Origin of the sequence: Vibrio barjaei, from assembly GCF_001639065.2 — a bacterium.
GTDB classification, from domain to species: domain Bacteria; phylum Pseudomonadota; class Gammaproteobacteria; order Enterobacterales; family Vibrionaceae; genus Vibrio; species Vibrio barjaei.
In genome coordinates this window covers 40,039-60,550 of record NZ_LQXO02000032.1, presented here as the reverse complement: position 1 = coordinate 60,550, position 20,512 = coordinate 40,039, and the positions used below count along the sequence as shown (strand labels likewise).

At 45.1% G+C, this 20,512-nt stretch carries 18 protein-coding genes and 1 riboswitch; of the genes, 7 read left to right on the top strand and 11 right to left on the bottom strand.

Going from position 1 to position 20,512, the window contains the following annotated elements:
* Positions 1-234: 234 nt before the first annotated feature.
* Positions 235-336, top strand: a riboswitch (TPP riboswitch).
* A gap of 70 nt (positions 337-406) precedes the next feature.
* The 6 genes from thiD to AWH66_RS14955 all read left to right on the top strand — a co-directional run bounded on the left by thiD (position 407) and on the right by AWH66_RS14955 (position 6,280).
* Positions 407-1,228 (top strand): bifunctional hydroxymethylpyrimidine kinase/phosphomethylpyrimidine kinase, encoded by an 822-nt coding sequence (gene thiD / locus AWH66_RS14980; RefSeq protein ID WP_063604014.1) that lies wholly within the window; start codon positions 407-409, stop codon positions 1,226-1,228.
* Positions 1,225-1,965 carry an ABC transporter ATP-binding protein gene (locus AWH66_RS14975; protein WP_063604013.1) on the top strand — a complete coding sequence of 247 codons (741 nt, stop codon included), beginning with the start codon at positions 1,225-1,227 and terminating at the stop codon, positions 1,963-1,965. Before thiD ends, AWH66_RS14975 begins: the two co-directional genes overlap by 4 nt.
* Positions 1,966-2,027: 62 nt before the next feature.
* The gene (locus tag AWH66_RS25690; RefSeq protein WP_240495626.1) at positions 2,028-2,768 is read left to right on the top strand and encodes an ABC transporter permease; all 741 of its coding nucleotides are present in this window, start codon (positions 2,028-2,030) and stop codon (positions 2,766-2,768) included.
* Positions 2,769-2,786: 18 nt separating this feature from the next.
* Complete coding sequence (locus AWH66_RS25685) at positions 2,787-3,734, top strand: ABC transporter substrate-binding protein (protein WP_063604011.1); 948 nt, start codon at positions 2,787-2,789, stop codon at positions 3,732-3,734.
* 8 nt (positions 3,735-3,742) lie between these two features.
* Positions 3,743-4,405, top strand: a complete 663-nt coding sequence (gene tenA, locus AWH66_RS14960) for a thiaminase II (RefSeq protein ID WP_063604010.1) — start codon at positions 3,743-3,745, stop codon at positions 4,403-4,405.
* 327 nt (positions 4,406-4,732) lie between these two features.
* On the top strand, positions 4,733-6,280 hold the full coding sequence (locus AWH66_RS14955; protein WP_038227948.1) for an alanine/glycine:cation symporter family protein: 1,548 nt from the start codon (positions 4,733-4,735) through the stop codon (positions 6,278-6,280).
* Between the two features lie 132 nt (positions 6,281-6,412).
* Here AWH66_RS14955 and AWH66_RS14950 read toward each other — a convergent pair whose 3' ends face one another.
* The 3 genes from AWH66_RS14950 to guaB form a co-directional block, all read right to left on the bottom strand.
* Positions 6,413-7,006 carry an acetate uptake transporter gene (locus tag AWH66_RS14950; protein WP_063604009.1) on the bottom strand — a complete coding sequence of 198 codons (594 nt, stop codon included), beginning with the start codon at positions 7,004-7,006 and terminating at the stop codon, positions 6,413-6,415.
* A 181-nt stretch (positions 7,007-7,187) separates the two neighbouring features.
* Positions 7,188-8,741 (bottom strand): glutamine-hydrolyzing GMP synthase, encoded by a 1,554-nt coding sequence (gene guaA / locus AWH66_RS14945; protein ID WP_063604008.1) that lies wholly within the window; start codon positions 8,739-8,741, stop codon positions 7,188-7,190.
* Between the two features lie 153 nt (positions 8,742-8,894).
* On the bottom strand, positions 8,895-10,358 hold the full coding sequence (gene guaB, locus AWH66_RS14940) for an IMP dehydrogenase (protein ID WP_006072553.1): 1,464 nt from the start codon (positions 10,356-10,358) through the stop codon (positions 8,895-8,897).
* A gap of 207 nt (positions 10,359-10,565) precedes the next feature.
* Between guaB and xseA the strand changes: the two genes are divergently transcribed.
* On the top strand, positions 10,566-11,939 hold the full coding sequence (gene xseA / locus AWH66_RS14935; protein WP_063604007.1) for an exodeoxyribonuclease VII large subunit: 1,374 nt from the start codon (positions 10,566-10,568) through the stop codon (positions 11,937-11,939).
* A gap of 9 nt (positions 11,940-11,948) precedes the next feature.
* On the opposite strand, the gene AWH66_RS14930 is transcribed toward xseA, so the two are convergent.
* The 8 genes from AWH66_RS14930 to ispG form a co-directional block, all read right to left on the bottom strand.
* A complete protein-coding gene (locus AWH66_RS14930) occupies positions 11,949-12,182 on the bottom strand; it encodes a zinc ribbon domain-containing protein (RefSeq protein WP_063604006.1) in 234 nt (77 codons plus the stop codon).
* 104 nt (positions 12,183-12,286) lie between these two features.
* Positions 12,287-13,306, bottom strand: a complete 1,020-nt coding sequence (locus AWH66_RS14925; protein WP_063604005.1) for a sensor domain-containing diguanylate cyclase — start codon at positions 13,304-13,306, stop codon at positions 12,287-12,289.
* Between the two features lie 325 nt (positions 13,307-13,631).
* Positions 13,632-14,495 (bottom strand): hypothetical protein, encoded by an 864-nt coding sequence (locus AWH66_RS14920; protein ID WP_063604004.1) that lies wholly within the window; start codon positions 14,493-14,495, stop codon positions 13,632-13,634.
* A 64-nt stretch (positions 14,496-14,559) separates the two neighbouring features.
* Entirely contained in the window at positions 14,560-16,044 is a 1,485-nt protein-coding gene (gene der / locus AWH66_RS14915) for a ribosome biogenesis GTPase Der (RefSeq protein WP_006072560.1), read from the bottom strand.
* Between the two features lie 173 nt (positions 16,045-16,217).
* Positions 16,218-17,375 carry an outer membrane protein assembly factor BamB gene (gene bamB / locus AWH66_RS14910; protein ID WP_063604003.1) on the bottom strand — a complete coding sequence of 386 codons (1,158 nt, stop codon included), beginning with the start codon at positions 17,373-17,375 and terminating at the stop codon, positions 16,218-16,220.
* A 12-nt stretch (positions 17,376-17,387) separates the two neighbouring features.
* On the bottom strand, positions 17,388-18,002 hold the full coding sequence (locus tag AWH66_RS14905) for a YfgM family protein (protein WP_063604002.1): 615 nt from the start codon (positions 18,000-18,002) through the stop codon (positions 17,388-17,390).
* Positions 18,003-18,083: 81 nt separating this feature from the next.
* Entirely contained in the window at positions 18,084-19,352 is a 1,269-nt protein-coding gene (gene hisS, locus AWH66_RS14900; protein WP_006072564.1) for a histidine--tRNA ligase, read from the bottom strand.
* Between the two features lie 26 nt (positions 19,353-19,378).
* Positions 19,379-20,503: a flavodoxin-dependent (E)-4-hydroxy-3-methylbut-2-enyl-diphosphate synthase gene (gene ispG, locus AWH66_RS14895; protein ID WP_038227956.1), complete on the bottom strand. Its 1,125-nt coding sequence runs from the start codon at positions 20,501-20,503 to the stop codon at positions 19,379-19,381.
* Between the last annotated feature and the right edge of the window lie 9 nt (positions 20,504-20,512).

Below are 20,512 nucleotides of genomic sequence, written 5' to 3'. Positions count from 1 at the left end.
AAAATAAACCCACTTCGAGTCACCACTCAAAAATACTCAATATGTAACAAGAATTTTCATTCACATTTTTACTTTGTGCCCAGAATTTTATCCTTGTGATGGCATATCCTTCCTTAAAAAACACCAAACTCATTCACCAAGAGAATAAGCGCACGCGGTGGTATTTTTCGTTTAAGTCGATGAGCTCACGTTTTAATTCTGGAAAAAAAACAGCGCTTGTATAACAATGTCCTTTCTCATTAGTCGGGGAGCGTTTTCGCTGAGATCACCAAAGTGGTGAGACCCGTTGAACCTGATTCAGTTAGCACTGGCGTAGGGAACTGATAGACACCGCACTAAGACTCTGCGTCCGCAGTGGATCTTTGCCCTGCCTATTTTGTGTTCCTACCCTGAAAAGGAACATGATATGACATCATCAACCTCTAAAACTCCTATTGTATTGACGATCGCTGGCTCTGATTCTGGCGGTGGCGCTGGAATTCAAGCTGACATTAAAGCCATCTCAGCAACAGGTGCTTATGCGTGCTCAGTCATTACTGCGTTGACCGCTCAAAACACGCAAGGCGTGTCTGGCATTCTCGGCATTGACCCTCAATTTGTGAAGGCGCAATTAGACGCGGTATTCAGCGACTTAGATGTAGTGGCGGTAAAGATCGGTATGCTTGCTGATGCGAGTATTATTCGCGCTGTAGCTGAAAAGATTCGTCAATATCAGCCAAAGTACGTGGTTCTCGACCCTGTTATGGTCGCTACGAGTGGCGACCTGCTATTAGAAACTTCCGCTATTGATGCCTTAAAAGCGGAATTACTGCCTTTAGCGACAGTTATCACACCTAATTTACCTGAAGGTGCTGCCCTACTTGGCACCCAAGTTCCGCAATCCCAAAATGACATGGAAGCGTTGATTGACCAGTTACGCGCACTCAATACGGCAGCGATTTTGCTTAAAGGTGGTCACCTTGAGTCTGACTCCAGCAGCAATGACCTACTGATCACTCAAGACGACGTATCTATCTTTGAAACAACGCGTATCAACACCAAGAATACTCATGGTACAGGTTGCACATTGAGCTCTGCCATCGCGTCTTACTTGGCTCAAAACAATACGTTACATCAAGCGGTCTCTAACGGTAAAAGCTACATTACTCAAGCGATTGCTCACGCCGATGAGCTCGACATTGGTAAAGGGCACGGTCCTGTTCACCACTTTTACGCGCTGAACCGATGAACGATATTCGTATTGAAAACGCCACGCTCACCTATTTAGGTGACGCTCAACCGATATTCTCGGATTTGAACGTACAGTTTGAAGCGGGAACTTGGACGGCTTTGTTAGGACCTAGTGGCTGCGGGAAGTCGACGTTGCTGCGCTATATCGCTGGGCTACTAACTGAAAAAGTCACCTTTACCGCCAAAACTGTAGTTCCTAGCCTTACTCAACTGTCGAACAACGTAGCCTACATGGCACAGCAAGACTTGCTTATGCCTTGGTTAACCGTTGTTGATAATGTGTGTTTAGCCACACGTTTAAATGGCCAGCGTGTCGAAGCCAATACGAAAGCCAAAGCCATGGCGTTATTGGAACAGGTTGGACTCGATAGTAAAGCGAATGTTCTGCCCAACGAACTATCTGGCGGACAAAAACAGCGCGTCGCCTTAGCTCGAACTTTAATGCAAGACAAATCGATAGTGTTGATGGACGAGCCATTTTCTGCGCTTGATGCCGTCACCAGACATAAATTGCAAAACCTTGCCGCTCGGCTGTTATGCGATAAAACAGTGTTATTGATCACCCACGATCCGCAAGAAGCCTTGAGGCTCGGCGAACAAATATTAGTCATGAATGGGAAACCCGCTCAGCTTAATACAATCGACCCTCCACAATCGGCTATTCCTAGAGATATCGATGGCGAATTCGCAGCCATCCAACAATCCATCCTAGAACATTTAGGGGGACGTTCGTGACACTCTTAACACAAGTCGCTGAACAAAGCCGTCGACAGGCGGCTGCGCAAAAAAAACAAGGGATAGGCACGCTATTGCGAGTGCTGGTTAGCTTCTTGATTATCTTAGGGCTTTGGAAAGCTATCGTGGTGCTGTTTGAGCTGCCCAGTTTTATCTTACCAGCGCCCGAGGCCGTACTCGTTAAGCTAGTCGAGCGTCATGATGTACTTCTCAAACACACTTGGGTTACGACACAAGAGATCCTGCTCGGACTCCTACTTGGCTTATCAATGGGACTGTTCTTTGCACTGCAAATGCTGTTGTTTCAGCCCGTCAAATGCTGGCTCTTGCCGATTTTAATAACCAGCCAGGCTATCCCTGTGTTCGCTCTCGCTCCAATTCTTATGTTATGGCTGGGCTACGGTATTGCCTCCAAAGTGGTCATGGCAGCACTGATTATCTTCTTCCCCGTTACCACTTGTTGCTATGACGGACTGCGTAATACGCCTGTGGGCTATTTGGATTTGTCACAGACCATGGGGGCTAGCCAATTCCGCCAACTATGGCACATACGTTTACCAGCCTCGCTACCTGTCCTTGCTTCTGGTATACGAGTCGCCGTCGTAGTTGCTCCTATCGGTGCTGTCGCTGGCGAATGGGTTGGTTCGAGTGAGGGCTTGGGGTATCTCATGTTGCAAGCCAATGCTCGCATGTTAATTGATGAAATGTTTGCGGCGCTGTTTATTTTAGCCAGCGTCTCAGTCGCGCTTTACTTTTTTACCGATTGGGGGCTTAAGCGCCTGATCCCTTGGGAAAATAAATAACAATCAAAAGGAAAAACCATGAAATCCATGCTCAAACTCGCTGCGGCTCTACTGCTAACTGCAGCCAGCATCATGCCAGCACACGCTGCAGAAAAAAAGCTCACGCTAATGCTCGACTGGTTTGTTAACCCAAATCATGGCCCTATTGTCATTGCTCAAGAGAAAGGCTACTTCAAAGAGCAAGGGCTTAATGTTGATATTCAAGAGCCAGCCGACCCAAGCACACCTGCCAAACTGGTTGCTGCGGGGAAAGTCGACCTTGCTGTTTCGTATCAAACCAGCCTTACTATCGACGTGGCTGCTGGGCTGCCACTGATCCGCAGCGCAACTCTGATCGCAACGCCGCTTAATACCATGATGGTATTGGACAATGGCAAGATAAACACACTAGCAGACCTAAAAGGTAAAAAAATTGGTATTGCTATCGCAGGTAACGAAGAAGCGACCATAGGTACCATGCTCAGTACCGAGGGAGTGGCATTTGACGAGGTACAGATCATTAATGTTGGTTGGGCTCTATCCTCCTCTCTCGCATCAGGAAAAGTAGACGCAATTTGGGGTGGTTTGAGAAACTTTGAAACCAACCAGCTAGAACTTGAAGGTTATAAACCAAAAGCCTTTTTCCCAGAAGAACACGGCGTCCCGACTTATGAGGAGCTAGTGTTTGTTGCCAATGCCAACAGCTATGACAAAGATGCCATCGTAAAATTCAACCGTGCTATTGAAAAGGCCACCACTTACATAGTGAATCACCCAACAGCTTCTTGGAATGAATTTGTTGCCTACGCACCAGACACGTTAAACAACGAACTCAATAAAAGAGCATGGCGTGACACGTTGACTCGATTTGCACTTAGACCATCTGCGGTTGATGCGACCAAATATGATGCGTTTACCGAATTCATGTATCAACACAAAATTATCAGTGCTAAGCCAAAAGCAGAGACCATCGTACCTGTACTTTAGGAGTGACCATGAACCATCAAGACTTAATTAACGCTTGCCAACAAGAGTGGTTGGCTTATACCGAACATGACTTCGTCAAGCAATTAGCCGTGGGGACTCTCGATCAGCAGGCGTATTTACACTATTTGAAGCAGGATTTTCTGTTCTTAAAGCAGTACGCTCGTGCCTATGCACTCGCGATCTACAAAGCCAAAACACTCGCTCAAATGCGGGAAGCGGTGCCAAGTGTTGAGGCATTATTAAACTCTGAGATTGGCCACCATGTCGCTTATTGCCAGCAGTGGGGAATCACAGAAGCAGATATGGAAGCGGAAGTCGAAGATTTTGGTACCGTGGCGTACACTCGATATGTTCTAGATGCAGGAATGACGGGCGAATTAGTTGACCTTTATGCTGCACTAGCACCTTGCGCCATCGGCTATGCAGTTATCGGTGACAACTTACTCAAAAGCGCCGATACCATGCTAGAAGGTAACCCCTATCGTAGTTGGATAGAACTGTATGGTAGCGAAGAATTCCAGTCAGGTGTGCAAACCAGTATCAAACGATTAGACGCGCTACTAAAAGACATTGACCTGCAAAGCCAGAGAGCACAAGAGATCATACATGTGTTTAAAACGGCAACTCGCATGGAAATCGCCTTTTGGCAACAAGGCTTAGATGCCGCCTAATCCAAAGCCGACCATTTAGGTCGGCTTTTTTATCTCTTCAAAGAAAGCAATTAACAAACAAATATCACACAAACAACCCGCATTTAAAATTTTGTGCCTGCCATCACGTGTTAACACAATATTTACATCCAATCTTAACATTTGCAACAAACTTAGGTAGGATGCGCGAAGTGTTTTATAAATTCAAACACTTCGCGCTCAGCTTTCTCATGCTTTTCGTGCAAGCAAGGACGATTGGGAAACGGTGGGTATCAACAATAGCTTTTGAACAATCAGAACATCAGTCGCTGAGTTTCAAAAGCTACCCCAGCTTTACAGGGAAGAACTATGCAGTCTTTGGTTGATTTTTTAAACGGGATAATCTGGAGTCCCGCTCTAATTTACTTGTGTCTTGGTGCTGGCCTTTTTTATTCAGTGCTCACTCGTTTTGTACAGGTACGTCATTTCTTTGAAATGTGGCGTCTATTACTTTCCGGTAAAAGCTCGGAAAAAGGGATTTCCTCATTTCAAGCTTTAGCGGTTTCACTTTCTGGTCGCGTTGGTACAGGTAACATTGCCGGTGTCGCTGCGGCTATTGGTTTTGGTGGTCCAGGCGCAGTTTTCTGGATGTGGATGGTTGCGTTTTTTGGCGCAGCAACAGCCTATATCGAATCAACGCTCGCTCAAATCTATAAAGAAGAAGATGAAGGGCAATTTCGTGGCGGCCCAGCTTATTACATAGAAAAAGCGATGGGACAAAAATGGTACGCATGGATCTTTGCTATTGCGACTATTTTCGCTTGTGGTGTTCTTCTACCTGGTGTTCAATCGAACAGCATTGGTAATGCAGTAGAAACCGCATTCGGCACAGGCGCTATGATTGACACTGCTATCGGTACCATCAGTTTTGCTAAAATTTTCACTGGTGCAGTTATTTCAGTCATTCTTGCGTTCATCATTTTTGGTGGCGTAAAACGAATCGCAAACTTCACACAGATCGTTGTGCCATTTATGGCGCTAGCGTACATCATCATCGCCTTCGTGATTATTCTGCTTAACATCGGTGAAGTACCGGGGATTGTTAGTATGATTATTGGCGATGCATTTACTCCAATGGCAGGCTTCGGCGCGGCAATTGGCTGGGGTGTAAAACGTGGCGTCTACTCTAACGAAGCAGGCCAAGGTACTGGTCCACATGCAGCTGCAGCTGCAAACGTTGATCACCCGGCGCAGCAAGGTTTAGTGCAATCTTTCTCTATCTATATTGATACGCTTCTAGTGTGTTCTGCGACAGCATTTATGATTCTTATCACGGGTGCATACAACGTTCACGGTCCAGAGAGTACGTTCTTGGTACAAAACCTTGCCGAAACCGTTGGAGCTAATGGTCCTGCGTTTACTCAGCTAGCTATCGAAAGCACAATGCCTGGTGTTGGTAAGCTGTTTATCGCATTTGCACTATTCTTCTTCGCATTTACGACCATTCTGGCGTACTACTACATTGCAGAAACAAATATCGCTTATATTCGCCGTACATTTAAAGTCAATGGTTTAATGTTCATCTTGAAACTTGTGCTAATCACATCTGTGTTTTATGGAACGGTGAAAGCGGCTAACCTTGCTTGGGCAATGGGTGATGTGGGTGTTGGTCTGATGGCATGGTTAAACATCGTGGGCATTTTGATCATCTTCTTTATTGCCAAGCCAGCAATCATTGCGCTCAAAGATTATGAGAAACAGCAAGAGCAAGGTGTAGAAGAGTACACATTCAACCCTGTCGCACTTGGTATTAAAGGTGCAGACTACTGGGAAGGTCGCTACGAGCGTAAAACAGGTAAAAAGCCTGAAGCGCCTCAAGAGGCGGGTTCCGCATCCACTCAGACACAGACATCTTAATTAAAGTTGATGTTCACTTTGGGTAGGTCTCTGCCTGTGCAGGGATAATATGGAACATGCTCATCGCATAAAAAAGGGGTAGCTAAGCTACCCCTTTTCTCATTCACTGTTCCCGAATGAATGAAACTTAAATTATGCTGCCACTTCTTGAGTGCTCATTACTGTCGCTTTCTTCTCACCGATAGGAAGAATAGTGCGGCCATATTCGTTGTTAAGTACTTGAGCCATAGCGAAGTAAATCGCGCTCGCGCCACAGAAGATACCCTCAAAGCCGGCAATAGTGCCAATCAACTCGCTGCCGAAGAAATCACGCGCTGCTAACAAGAAAAATAGGATTGTCAGTGAACCAAAGACTACTTGCTTAGCTACTGGGTAGCAGAGTGAACCAATGAACATGAAGCCAGTGAACACACCCCATAGTAGTAAATACCAACCCATAAACTTCGCTGGGCTAGCAGGAAGGCCCATGTAAGGCATTACGATAATACCCACTAGCGTTAGCCAGAATAAGCCGTACGAAGTGAAGGCTGTAGTACCGAATGTATCACCACGCTTAAAGCACATCATGCCAACAAACACTTGGCTAAGACCGCCATAAAAAATACCCATAGCAAGAATCATTGAATCGATCGGAAAGAAACCTGCATTGTGGATGTTAAGCAGAATGGTAGTCATACCAAAACCCATTAGGCCAAGTGGCGCAGGGTTTGCGAGTTTGTTCGACATGTAAAAGAGCCTTCGATTAAAAATTAGTGGTAAAAGTTATAGAAAAATTTTAATCGATATTTGTGATATTGAGCAGATCCGTTATTTGCAATCTAAGATTGAACATTTGCAGATATTAATTAGCATGCATAAAAAAACCGGCTTACGCCGGTTTCCATTATTTAGTGACAATAATCGACGATTATTCCCACTCAATCGTTGCCGGTGGCTTACCAGAAATGTCGTAAACCACACGTGAAATGCCGTCAACTTCGTTGATAATACGGTTAGAGACCTTACCTAGGAAATCGTATGGTAAGTGAGCCCAGTGAGCCGTCATAAAGTCGATAGTTTCAACAGCACGTAGCGAGACTACCCAGTCATACTTACGGCCATCGCCCATTACACCTACAGAGCGTACTGGTAGGAAAACGGTAAATGCTTGAGAAACTTTGTTATACAGATCTGCTGCGTGCAGTTCTTCAATAAAAATAGCATCAGCGCGGCGCAGTAAGTCACAGTATTCTTTTTTGATTTCACCGAGAACACGAACACCTAGACCTGGCCCAGGGAATGGGTGACGATAAAGCATGTTGTATGGTAGACCCAGTTCTAGACCGATCTTACGTACTTCGTCTTTGAACAACTCACGTAGAGGTTCAACAAGACCCATTTCCATATCATCAGGAAGACCACCCACATTGTGGTGTGATTTAATAACGTGAGCTTTACCCGTTTTAGAAGCAGCTGACTCAATGACATCTGGGTAAATTGTACCCTGTGCTAACCATTTCGCATTTTTAAGCTTCTTAGACTCTTCATCGAATACGTCAACAAACACGTGACCGATTGTTTTACGTTTCTCTTCTGGGTCTGACTTGCCTTCAAGCGCTGTTAGGAAACGATCTTCTGCGTCAACTTTGATAATATTCAGACCGAACTTGTCGCCGAACATATCCATCACTTGCTGACCTTCGTTCAGGCGAAGTAAACCGTTATCAACAAATACACAGGTTAGTTTGTCGCCAATCGCACGGTGAACAAGCATCGCTACGACCGATGAATCCACACCACCAGACAGGCCTAGAATTACTTCATCGTCACCCACTTGCTCTTTGATACGACCAACTGCGTCTTCAATGATGGATTCTGATGTCCATAAACGCTCGCAGCCACATGCACCAAGAACAAAGTTCTCTAGCATTTGCAGGCCTTGCTTAGTGTGCGTTACTTCTGGGTGGAACTGAACGCCATAGTATTTCTTCTCTTCATTCGCCATAGCAGCATACGGGCAAGTGTCCGTTTCACCGACTTTTACGAAGTCTGCTGGAATTTCTACAACTTTATCGCCGTGGCTCATCCAAACATCTTGAGTCGCTTCAAGATCTTTGAAAATCGCTGAGTCGCCAGATACTTTAACTTGTGCGTAACCAAATTCACGTTCGTTTGAACCTGCTACTCGGCCACCAAGTTGCTCAGCCATTGTCTGCATGCCGTAACAAACGCCAAGAACAGGAACGCCTGAATCAAATACGTATTGAGGAGCACGAGGAGAATTTTCCTCGGTTACACTCTCAGGGCCGCCAGATAGAATAATACCGTCTGGGTTGAATTCACGAATATCCGCTTCTTCTACATCCCAGCTCCATAGTTCACAGTAAACGCCGATTTCACGTACACGACGTGCTACTAATTGTGTGTACTGCGAGCCGAAGTCTAAAATCAGAATTCGTTGGTCATGAATATTTTTCGTCATTTTGGGCAATCTTATAAGCTAAGTATTGAGAACGGAGGCGAGTTTACCCGCCTCCCATCTATGCATCAAGGAAAAAAGCAAACGTTTACGTAAGATTTATACTTACCCGGGTCAATTATGACCCTCAACGTTATCACTACAGTCTATAGGTAATTAACCTAGACGGTAGTTTGGTGCTTCCTTAGTGATCTGAACGTCGTGTACGTGTGACTCATTTAGGCCAGCACCAGAGATACGAACGAACTCTGCTTTAGTGCGCATATCTTCGATAGTCGCAGAACCAGTTAGGCCCATGCTTGAACGAAGACCGCCCATTTGTTGGTGAACGATTTCTTTTAGGCGACCTTTGTAGGCGATACGACCTTCGATACCTTCTGGAACAAGCTTGTCCGCAGCATTATCAGATTGGAAGTAACGGTCCGAAGAGCCTTGAGACATCGCACCAAGAGAGCCCATTCCACGGTAAGCCTTATAAGAACGGCCTTGATAAAGAATAACTTCACCAGGTGCTTCTTCAGTACCAGCAAACATAGAGCCAACCATCACGCATGATGCACCAGCAACGATTGCTTTACAGATATCGCCAGAGAAGCGGATACCACCGTCTGCGATAACTGGAATACCATATTCGTTGGCCACACCAGCAGCATCAGCAATCGCTGTAACTTGAGGAACACCAACACCAGTAACGATACGAGTTGTACAAATAGAGCCAGGACCAATACCGACTTTAACGGCACTAACCCCCGCTTCAATCAATGCTTTCGCACCAGCAGCCGTAGCTACATTACCACCAATGATATCGAGGTCTGGGTACGCTTCGCGTGTTTCGCGAATACGAGTTAAAACGCCTTCTGAATGACCGTGTGAAGAGTCAATCAAAAGCACATCAACACCAGCTTCAACCAGCGCTTTTACACGCTCTTCGTTACCAGCGCCCGCACCGACAGCAGCACCTACGCGCAGACGACCTTGCGCATCTTTACATGCGTTTGGTTTACGTTCTGCTTTGTGGAAGTCTTTTGCAGTGATCATACCGGTAAGTTGGAACTCATCGTTCACAACCAACACTTTTTCAACACGTGCACGGTGCATCTCTTCTTGCACTTCTTCACGAGAAGCGCCTTCTTTTACTGATGCTAGACGCGCTTTTGGCGTCATTACTACTTCTACTTTCTTACTTAAGTCAGTAACAAAGCGAACATCACGGCCAGTGATGATGCCTACAAGCTCATTCGTTTCTGTAACAACTGGGAAACCTGCAAAGCCGTGCTTTTCAGTTAGCGCCATTACATCAGCAATCGTTGCTTCTGGACGAACAGTAACAGGGTTTGTTACTACACCAGCTTCAAAGATCTTTACAAGACGTACTTGCTCAGCTTGTTGCTCAATAGACATGTTTTTGTGGATAAAGCCAATGCCACCTTCTTGGGCAAGCGCGATCGCTAGACGCGCTTCCGTTACTGTGTCCATAGACGCAGAGATCATTGGAATATTCAGACTGATATTCTTCGTCAACCGAGTGCGAAGATCGGCTGTGTTTGGGAGAACGGTGGAGTGAGCTGGAACGAGTAGTACATCATCGAACGTCAGCGCTTCTTTGGCAATTCTTAGCATTTGCAATATCTCACAATAGAGGAGTTGAAGGAATAATCCGCCCTTATCGTTTCGCATAATAAGGTCATTTGGATTAGATATTGCGGTGGGATTATACGCCCGACGAAATCGCTTGGCTACACATTTTTATATTTTTTATTTGCATTTACCCCCTTGATATGTATTATATTGCCGCTAATTTCCATACCCACGTCTTTGAGATTAGCTGTGCCCCTATCCTCGCGATCAAGCTCTAATTCTACGTCTAGTAATCAAAACATTTACACGGTGTCACGCCTGAACTCTGAAGTTCGTTTGTTGCTAGAAAACGAAATGGGGATTGTGTGGTTAGTCGGTGAAATTTCTAACTTTTCTGCACCTGTCTCGGGTCACTGGTACCTCACTCTTAAGGACTCACGCGCTCAAGTGAAATGCGCGATGTTTCGTGGTAATAATCGCCGCGTAACATTCAAACCTGCCAATGGAAATCAAGTTTTAGTTAAAGCAAGACTCTCACTCTATGAGCCACGAGGTGACTATCAACTCATCATAGAGTCGATGCAACCCGAGGGGGATGGTCGACTTCAGCAAGAGTTTGAGAAGCTGAAAATGTCACTTGCTGCAGAAGGTTTGTTTGCTCAGACACTAAAACAACCATTACCCAGCCACCCAAAACGGGTAGGTATCATTACCTCCAAAACGGGCGCAGCTTTATTTGATATTTTAGATGTTTTGAAAAGGCGTGATCCTTCCTTGCCTGTGGTTATTTACCCGACGACGGTTCAAGGTGATAGCGCTGCGATTGAGATTGCTCAAGCGATTGGCAGAGCAAACAGCCGAAACGAGTGTGATGTGTTAATCGTCGGACGAGGCGGAGGCTCACTTGAAGATTTATGGTGCTTCAACCACGAAATCGTCGCTAGAACCATTGCTGCCAGCCAAATACCAATTATCAGTGCAGTCGGACATGAAATTGACGTCACTATCGCTGACTACGTCGCTGATGTGCGTGCCCCGACACCAAGTGCAGCCGCAGAACTGGTCAGCAATGATACCTCTCATAAACGTGAGTCACTGATTACTAGAGAGCAGCGCCTAAGAAACGTCATTCGACTTTATCTGTCGGAGCAAAAACAGCGCTTATCGTCGTTGATGCAAGACCTAAGCAATCAACATCCTAAACATCATTTGCAGCGCCAAAGTCAACGATTGGATGAATTTGAGTACCGCCTTAACGCCGCAATGAAGCAAAGGTTGTCTCAAGAGACTCTCAGGTTAACTAACAAGCTGCACCGACTGAAGTTACAGTCTCCTGTTACTCGTCTGGCACAACAATCACATCGATTAAGTCAATTAGAAAGCCGACTAGAACAATCGATGCAACGTCAACTTTCTTCAACTAAGCATAAATTTGCATTAACAGTAGGTAAGCTTGACACGGTGAGTCCACTCGCTACTTTGAAGCGCGGTTACTCTATTACTCAAGATGAGGATGGGAAAGTCATTTCTCATGCAGATTCGGTAGAGATAGGCTCGACAATGACGACTCAGGTAGAGCATGGTACTCTTGTCTCGACCGTAACCGATATCAAACCTAGCTAGATAATCTCACTAAGCTTTGATTGGTTGGAATTCAAACCTTGCTCGAGATTTGGACTTCAGTTCATTGCATGAGTTACAAAAATAGTTAGCCGCCCCACACGCCTGAAGTTTTTCCATTTCAGCTTGGCAATCTGGGCAATAACCAATTTTGACAAAGTGTTTTGTACATTGTTTACAGAAATACTGCCCGTCCCAATCTAAAGCGATCTTGCAATCTGGGCACTCGTTGTCTGCGAAGTTCATATCTCACCTAAACATTAGTAGATGTTAATATTGATATTCTATCTCGAACACCTAAAATATACTAGGCAGCTGCCATAAGACGTTCTATAACGTTAGGAAAGCGCTTAGCCACGAGATAGGAATAAACTCTCCAACTTAGCTTTACGTTTGACTTTATACATCTCGGTATCCGCTAAACGGATCAATTGGTCAATCGTCATGTCTGAACAACACTCTTTGGTTGCAAACCCAACGCTAACCCCGATGTTAGTCTCTTCTAAAGTGACAGGCCGATTCAATTCTGACTGCAATGTCTCGTAAAAAGTTCTGGAATCTTCCTGACTAGGAAAGCAACTAAACGCAAGAAACTCATCGCCACCATATCGACCTAACACAGCTTGGTCGGGTAATAGTAAACGTAATTTTTGCGCGACAGCAACCAACACCTTATCGCCGAATTGATGCCCATACACATCATTTACTTGTTTGAACTTATCGATATCAATAAAGAAGCAGCCAAGAAAATTACCTTGAAAGCAATGACTTTGTTCGACACGTTCTAATAGAGCTCGACGATTCAGGCATTGAGTCAGAGAATCAAACTTAGCTTGGTAGTTGAGTTTGTCTTCTAAAGCATATTTCTCTAGCGCCACAGAATAAACTGCGGCAATAGACTCGAGTATCTCCAGTTCAATAGCATGGGGTTCAGAGGGCAATGAGCTATAGAGTGCAAACGTACCCAATACGTGCTCTTGTGTCGAGATCACTGGCACAGACCAGCATGCTCTAATATTTGCTTGTGTCGCAAGCTCAACAAAAGGCTGCCAATTACTATGGCTTGTGACATCTGAGACGATAACAGAACGTTTTAAATAGGCAGCCGCACCACAGGAACCTACTCCTTCTCCTATTTCGATCCCATCAATAGCATCGTTGTAAAAGTCAGGCAAGTTAGGTGCTGAGGTGCTGTACAGTCGATGTGTCTCTTGATCTAACGTTAATATTGAGGCGCGTTTATCCTTAAACAGGCGCTCTGTTAACTTAATGATTCGCTCCTCCAATTGGGGTTTTGGCAACCCCAGAGCAAGTTCTTTCAAGAGTAAGTTCATGCCCTTATGAGCATCTATCAGCAAATCTTTCGTCATAAATCCGCAGAATTGTTGTTCTTATTGAATATGCGTAACCGACACATAATAACACAACGTACGGATAGATGATCTGTTGACCAGTCTAATATTTAGTCGTATGGTCAAAGGGACGAGCAACAATACGATGTCGTTCTAGATCTTCCCTAGATCTTCCCCTTAATCTAATATGATCAGCGATCTGCTCTAAAAAGAACATTTATATAACCACATACCGAAAGCATAAGTTACATATTCTGCATTTGGATTTAAGTTAGATTATTGTTCCATGTAGCCATTAAAAAACAACATCACACAGAATTTAATAAAACGATCATTTATCGAATTAGTCACTTACATGGGTATGCATTTCGATATAAGACGAATCTACGGCTTTTAGCTCGACTCTGAGGTTTATCAGCTCATCCATATGATTGATATGCGTTCCACCGCAAGGCATCACGACATCGACGCCATCGAGAGTGCAGTGCCAATATCTTGAGCTCGTTAAAAATGGACCTTCAAGTTGCATTGAAACTTCAGAGGGTTCTTGTGACCACTCAGCTAACTGTTGATTAGTCATATCTTCAATTCTCTGTAAGTCTGTCACCACTTCTACGGTATTTAGTCCACGCTTCTTTAGTGTTTTCCCTAGGCGATATCGGTCAAAACATCGGTTTGGCGATACCAGACTCTGTTCCTGAGCATAACTATTAAAATCGTAGTGGTCCAAGCCATCTTTTCGGTCTGCTTCTTTTCTCCAGTATGACGCAGCCAGCACTTTGTTTAGTGCAAGAGAGGCGATATGTCCAGCACTATGTCCTCTGCTCAAACTTTGTTGATAAGCTTTGTCCACCTCCAATGTAATGACCTGACCAATACAAAGATCTGTCCCTTTAGCAATTCGATGTACAACAACAAACACCCATCCATCACAGTCTCGTTTTACGGGAATCGCGCTGCCAACATACAGCGTTTTGGTATCTAGCTCGATCGCACCAACAAGACAATCTATCACTTCAAGTTGTTGACCTTCCGCTAGCAAATAACCTCTGTCTGCAGGATGATCAGGCCATATATGGCTTACAGGGTGAAATGGCGTACTTTCTACAACAATATCGGTGTAATCAGAATGCTCATCGATCAATTGAATTGCGCTGTCTAGTTGCCAAGTTTGATGACAAAAGTGAATTTTACTAGCGGTAAACACGGTATGATTATTCCTTGCAACAAAAAACGCCCGCTGTATTCAGAGGGCGTTGTTTAATTTCGATTTATTTTTTAGGACGACCTTTCATCATCGTCATTAAGCGTTTACGTTTACGCTCTTGTGAAAGGGTCATCTTGTTAGACTTACCTTCAAATGGGTTATCGCTGCTTTGGAAGTTGATGCGAATTGGCGTACCCATAATTTCCAAAGAACGACGATAATAGTTCATCAAATAACGCTTATACGAATCTGGTAGTTCATTGACTAAGTTACCGTGAACCACAACGATTGGTGGATTGTAGCCACCAGCGTGCGCATATTTCAGCTTAACACGACGCCCACGAACCATAGGTGGCTGGTGATCTTCCGTCGCCATTTTCATGATACGGGTCAGTACCGAAGTACCTACACGGGTAGTCGCAGACTTGTAAGCTTCTTGAACAGATTCAAACAAGTGGCCAACACCAGTACCATGAAGCGCTGAAATAAAGTGGATACGTGCAAAGTCAACAAAACCAAGACGACGATCAAGCTCTTTCTTAACGTGTTCTTTCACGTCGGTATCTAAGCCATCCCACTTGTTCACCGCAATCACAATAGAGCGACCAGAGTTTAACGCAAAACCAAGGAGGCTTAAGTCTTGATCGGAGATGTTTTCGCGAGCATCGATAACGAGCAATACAACGTTTGCATCTTCTACTGCTTTCAGGGTTTTAACCACTGAGAACTTCTCAACCGTTTCGTTGATGCGACGACGACGACGTACACCTGCCGTGTCGATCAGTACATATTCACGATCATCACGCTGCATAGGAATATAAATAGAATCGCGAGTGGTACCTGGCATGTCATAAACTACGACGCGCTCTTCACCAAGAATACGATTGGTCAGCGTTGATTTACCCACATTAGGTCGACCAATGATAGCCAACTTAATTGGTTGATCTTGAAGACGTTTAAACTCTTCTTCCGCTTCTTCTTCGGTGTAATCGAGTTTCTCTTCCTCTTCGTCTTCAAACTCAGTCAGATCTTCAATTTCACCTTGTTCAACAAAACTTTCTGCAAATGGGTTAAGTGCGCGTTCGATAAGTGCAGTAACGCCACGACCGTGAGCCGCTGCTATATGGTACATGTCTTCTACACCAAGTTGCCAAAACTCAGCACTAGCTGCATCAGCATCAATACCATCAACTTTGTTAATAACTAGGAATGACGGCTTTTCGATTTTACGCAGGTGTTGAGCAATAGCTTCATCAGCCGACGTTAAACCTGCACGGCCGTCTACTAGGAAAAGCACGACATCCGCTTCATCAATCGCGGCTAGCGATTGTTCCGCCATTTTTGTTTCAACACCTTCTTCAGTGCCATCAATACCACCAGTATCAATGACAATGAATTCATGCTCACCCAGTTTTGCCTGACCGTATTTACGGTCACGTGTTAGCCCCGGAAAATCCGCAACAAGAGCATCACGCGTACGCGTTAATCGATTGAACAGGGTCGACTTACCCACATTCGGGCGTCCAACTAGGGCAACAACAGGTACCATATAAACCTCTACACTTATCTTCTAATTGTAGTTATAGGTAAAATTCTCACGTTTTCCTATAACCACAAATTAATCCATCTATCCGAGCTCGAAAAGATCCTTTTGCTTCGCAGCAATAAAACGGCTCCTAACTGAGATCAGCCAGGAGCCGTTTGTGAATTATATCACGCTTTCTAGTTGATAGTGAGTTTCTTTATTTCACCATCACGAGTCACTAAAACATAACCTTCAGGTACCTTAGTTGGTCCAACAGAAAGGCCACTTTCGTTGATGAGTTGCTGTGCTACAAACTCACCTGACTCTCGATCAATCCAGTGCAAGTAACCTAAGCTATCACCTACTACGATATAGCCATCAACAATAACAGGTGCTGTTAGCAGTCGGTTTTCTAACTGGTTATTTTCCCACAGTTCAGTACCACTGCGAGCATCAACAGCTACCACGTGGTCATTATCTGTCACCAAGAATAAGCTACGGTTATCCGTCGCCATATCTGTTGCTGATGAGTAGTTACGTTTCCAAATAGGGTTACCAGAACGTAGATCAATGGAAATTAACTGCCCATTGAAACCCACTGTAAACAGTGTGCCACCTAAAATGATTGGAGATGAATCCACATCAACCAAGCGATCGATCTCGGTAGCGCCTTTTGGCGTACCCACAGGTTGTTGCCAAATCAACTGTCCACGCTCAACAATAGCCGCGGCTAAACGTCCATTGGCCGTGCCCCAGAAAACACCACCTGATACGGTAGCTGGTGCACTGTCACCGCGTAAAGTTAGGTTTGGAACATCAGTACTGATCGCCCAGCGTTCTTCGCCCGACGTTTGTTCCAATGCAACCAACAAGCCTTGACTGGTATGAACCATGATTAAACTTGCATCCGCTACCGGATTCGCAAGCACCTCACCATTTACCTTGGCGCGCCAAACTTCTTCACCCGTTTTGACGTCGAGCGCAATAACCTCGCCGTTTTCGCTACCGATATACAACTTTTGATACGCAGCGGCAATACCGCCAGAAAGTCGAGCTGATGTGTCACCAGCGACATTGACTTCCCAAAGCGTTTTGCCCGTTTCTGGATCAAGCGCTTTTACCACTCCGTCTCGGCTAGCGACAAATAAGTTGTCATAGGCGTAAATTGGAGAGAGCTTCGAGAAGAACTGACCAACACCATCACCAATACTAGCAGACCATACCGACTGAGGCGTGAACTCACTTTGTACCTTTGGCAGTGGTGCCATAATGACGGTATCTTCTTCGCTAGAACACCCTGCAAGAATTCCCAGTACCGAAATAGAAAGCAGTACTTTCTTTACGACTCTATTCATCGGCTATGGCCCTTACTTGGCAAGATCGTCCAGTTTAATTTGTAACCCTTGGCTTGCGTCTTGCGCTTGCTGTGCTTCAGTATAAGCAGTATAAGCTGCATCACGGTCACCTTCACGAATTGCGATATCACCACGCAGTTCAGCCACTCGACCTGCCCATGCGTCATCGGTAATTTTCGCAAGTTCAGCACGCGCACCATCAACGTTACCCGTTTCCGCCATTAGACGAGCGATACGGTAAGTCACAAGCGGAGTGATCGCCGCATCTTTAGTTTTGCTTTGTGCCCATTGCAGTTGCTCAAGAGCCTTTTCAAGCTCACCAGCTTCTACTTGAACTTTCGCTAGTTGTAGTGACGCCAAAACACTGTATTCAGTGTCTTTGCTACCATCGATAAATGCTTGTACGTCGCCACTTGCGTCAGTGCCTTTAGCGGCAATAGCTTCTACCGCTTTGGTATACTGTTCAGAAGCGGCTTCTTGCGCAGACGTTACTGAATCTTGATAGTAACGCCAGCCAAATAAACCACCCAAACCAACAACAACACCAAGAACCACGGCTTTGCCGTTCTCTTTCCACCAATCTTTGATTGCTTCTACTTGTTGTTCTTCAGAATCGTAGAGTTCCACTTCCTGTCCTCTTAAAAGAATTCGTCACTAACGTTGATTGATTCATCTATCGAATACGTTCTATCAACGTCAGTCTATAAACTAGATAATATCTGCTAATTTAGCGGCTAACTCAGTTTGAGCAATAGTTTCTTGCTCACCACCCTGCAAATCTTTGACCACGACCGTATTCTCGGCCACTTCATTCTCGCCTAGCACTAGAGCGTATACTGCGCCAACTTTATCTGCACGCTTAAATTGTTTCTTGAAGTTGCCGCCACCAAAGTGGTTCATGACACGAATACCAGGGATAGCTTCACGCAAAGACTCGGCTAGCTTCATACCTGCCATCATGGTGCCTTCACCCGCAGTCACTACGTAAGCATCAACACTACGACGAACATCAGTCAGCTCAAGCGTTTCCATCATTAGTACCAAACGCTCTAAACCCATAGCAAAACCGACAGCAGGCGTCGCTTTGCCACCAAGTTGTTCAACCAACCCGTCATAACGACCACCGCCACAGACCGTGCCTTGAGCACCTAAACTTTCGGTGATCCACTCAAATACCGTACGGTTGTAGTAATCCAACCCACGGACAAGGCGTTGATTTACCGTATATTCGATTCCTGCTGCGTCAAGAAGTTCACAAAGACCTGCAAAATGCTGTTTTGAGTCTGCATCGAGGTAATCTGACAGCTCAGGAGCATCAACCAAAATGGCTTGTACATCTGGGTTTTTGCTATCTAGAACGCGTAGCGGATTGGTGTACATACGACGCTTGCTATCTTCATCAAGAACATCAATATGCTGCTCTAGGTGAGCAATCAATGCCGTACGGTAATCAGCACGAGCTTCTAGAGAACCGATAGAGTTCAGTTCCAAACGTACATGTTCAGCAATACCCAACTCACGCCATAAACGCGCAGTCATCATGATGAGCTCAGCATCAACGTCAGGGCCATTTAGACCAAAGACTTCCACACCACATTGATGAAATTGACGGTAACGACCCTTTTGTGGGCGCTCATGACGGAACATTGGACCCATATACCAAAGACGTTGTTCTTGGTTATATAGCAAACCGTTTTCAATACCAGAACGCACACAACCAGCCGTGCCTTCAGGGCGAAGTGTTAAGCTATCGCCATTACGATCTTCGAAGGTGTACATTTCCTTTTCGACCACATCCGTCACTTCACCGATAGCACGGCTGAATAGATGGGTCATTTCAACGATTGGCATACGTACTTCGTTGTAGCCATATGCGCTAACAACATGCTTCACTGTATTCTCAACTTTTTGCCAAAGTGGAGATTGTGTTGGGAGGCAGTCGTTCATGCCTCGGATTGCTTGAATAGTTTTTGCCACAGTTTAATACCGTTATATCGTTGAAATTATTTATCTTCTACTTGATTCACTTCGATGCGATTTGACTCATCTAACATCGACGCCTTAGCACGAATTTTTGCTTCGAGCTTATTCACCAGGTCATCATTATCGAAGCGCTCTTTCTGACGTTTACCGTCCTCGTAGAATGCACTTTTCTTGTTACTGCCAGCTAAGCCTAAGTGTGAAACTTCTGCTTCACCTGGTCCATTAACCACACAGCCGATAATCGATACATCCATTGGGGTAATTACATCTTCTAAACGCTGCTCAAGCGCATTTACTGTGCCGATCACATCAAATTCTTGACGTGAACAACTTGGGCAAGCAATGAAGTTGATGCCACGAGAACGAATACGCAATGACTTCAAAATATCAAAGCCCACTTTAATCTCTTCAACAGGATCTGCAGCCAAAGAAATACGCAAAGTGTCACCAATACCTTCTGCCAACAACATTCCAAGACCAACTGACGACTTCACGGCACCCGCACGTGCGCCGCCGGCTTCAGTGATACCTAAGTGTAGTGGTTGATCAATCTTTTGAGCCAACAATCGGTAAGAATCTACGGCTAGGAACACATCCGATGCTTTGACGCTGACTTTAAATTGGTCGAAGTTTAGACGATCCAAAATATCCACGTGACGCATCGCTGACTCAACCAAAGCAGCTGGTGTAGGCTCGCCATATTTCATCTGAATGTCTTTTTCTAGAGACCCGCCATTTACGCCAATACGAATTGGAATATTTTTATCGCGTGCACAATCTACCACAGAGCGAATGCGAGCTTCGTTACCGATATTACCTGGGTTGATACGTAAACAATCTACGCCATACTCCGCGACCTTCAATGCAATTCGATAGTCGAAATGAATGTCGGCAACCAAAGGAATCGAAACTTGCTGTTTGATTTCTCGGAAGGCTTCTGCGGCATCCATAGTAGGAACAGAAACACGAACAATGTCTGCACCGACATTTTCTAACGCTTTAATCTGAGCAACGGTCGCAGCAACATCCGTCGTGCGAGTGTTTGTCATTGACTGAACAGCAATGGGCGCGCCATCGCCGATAGGTACATCGCCCACATAAATACGCGTAGATGGGCGACGTTTAATTGGTGATTCGTGATGCATATTGATTAT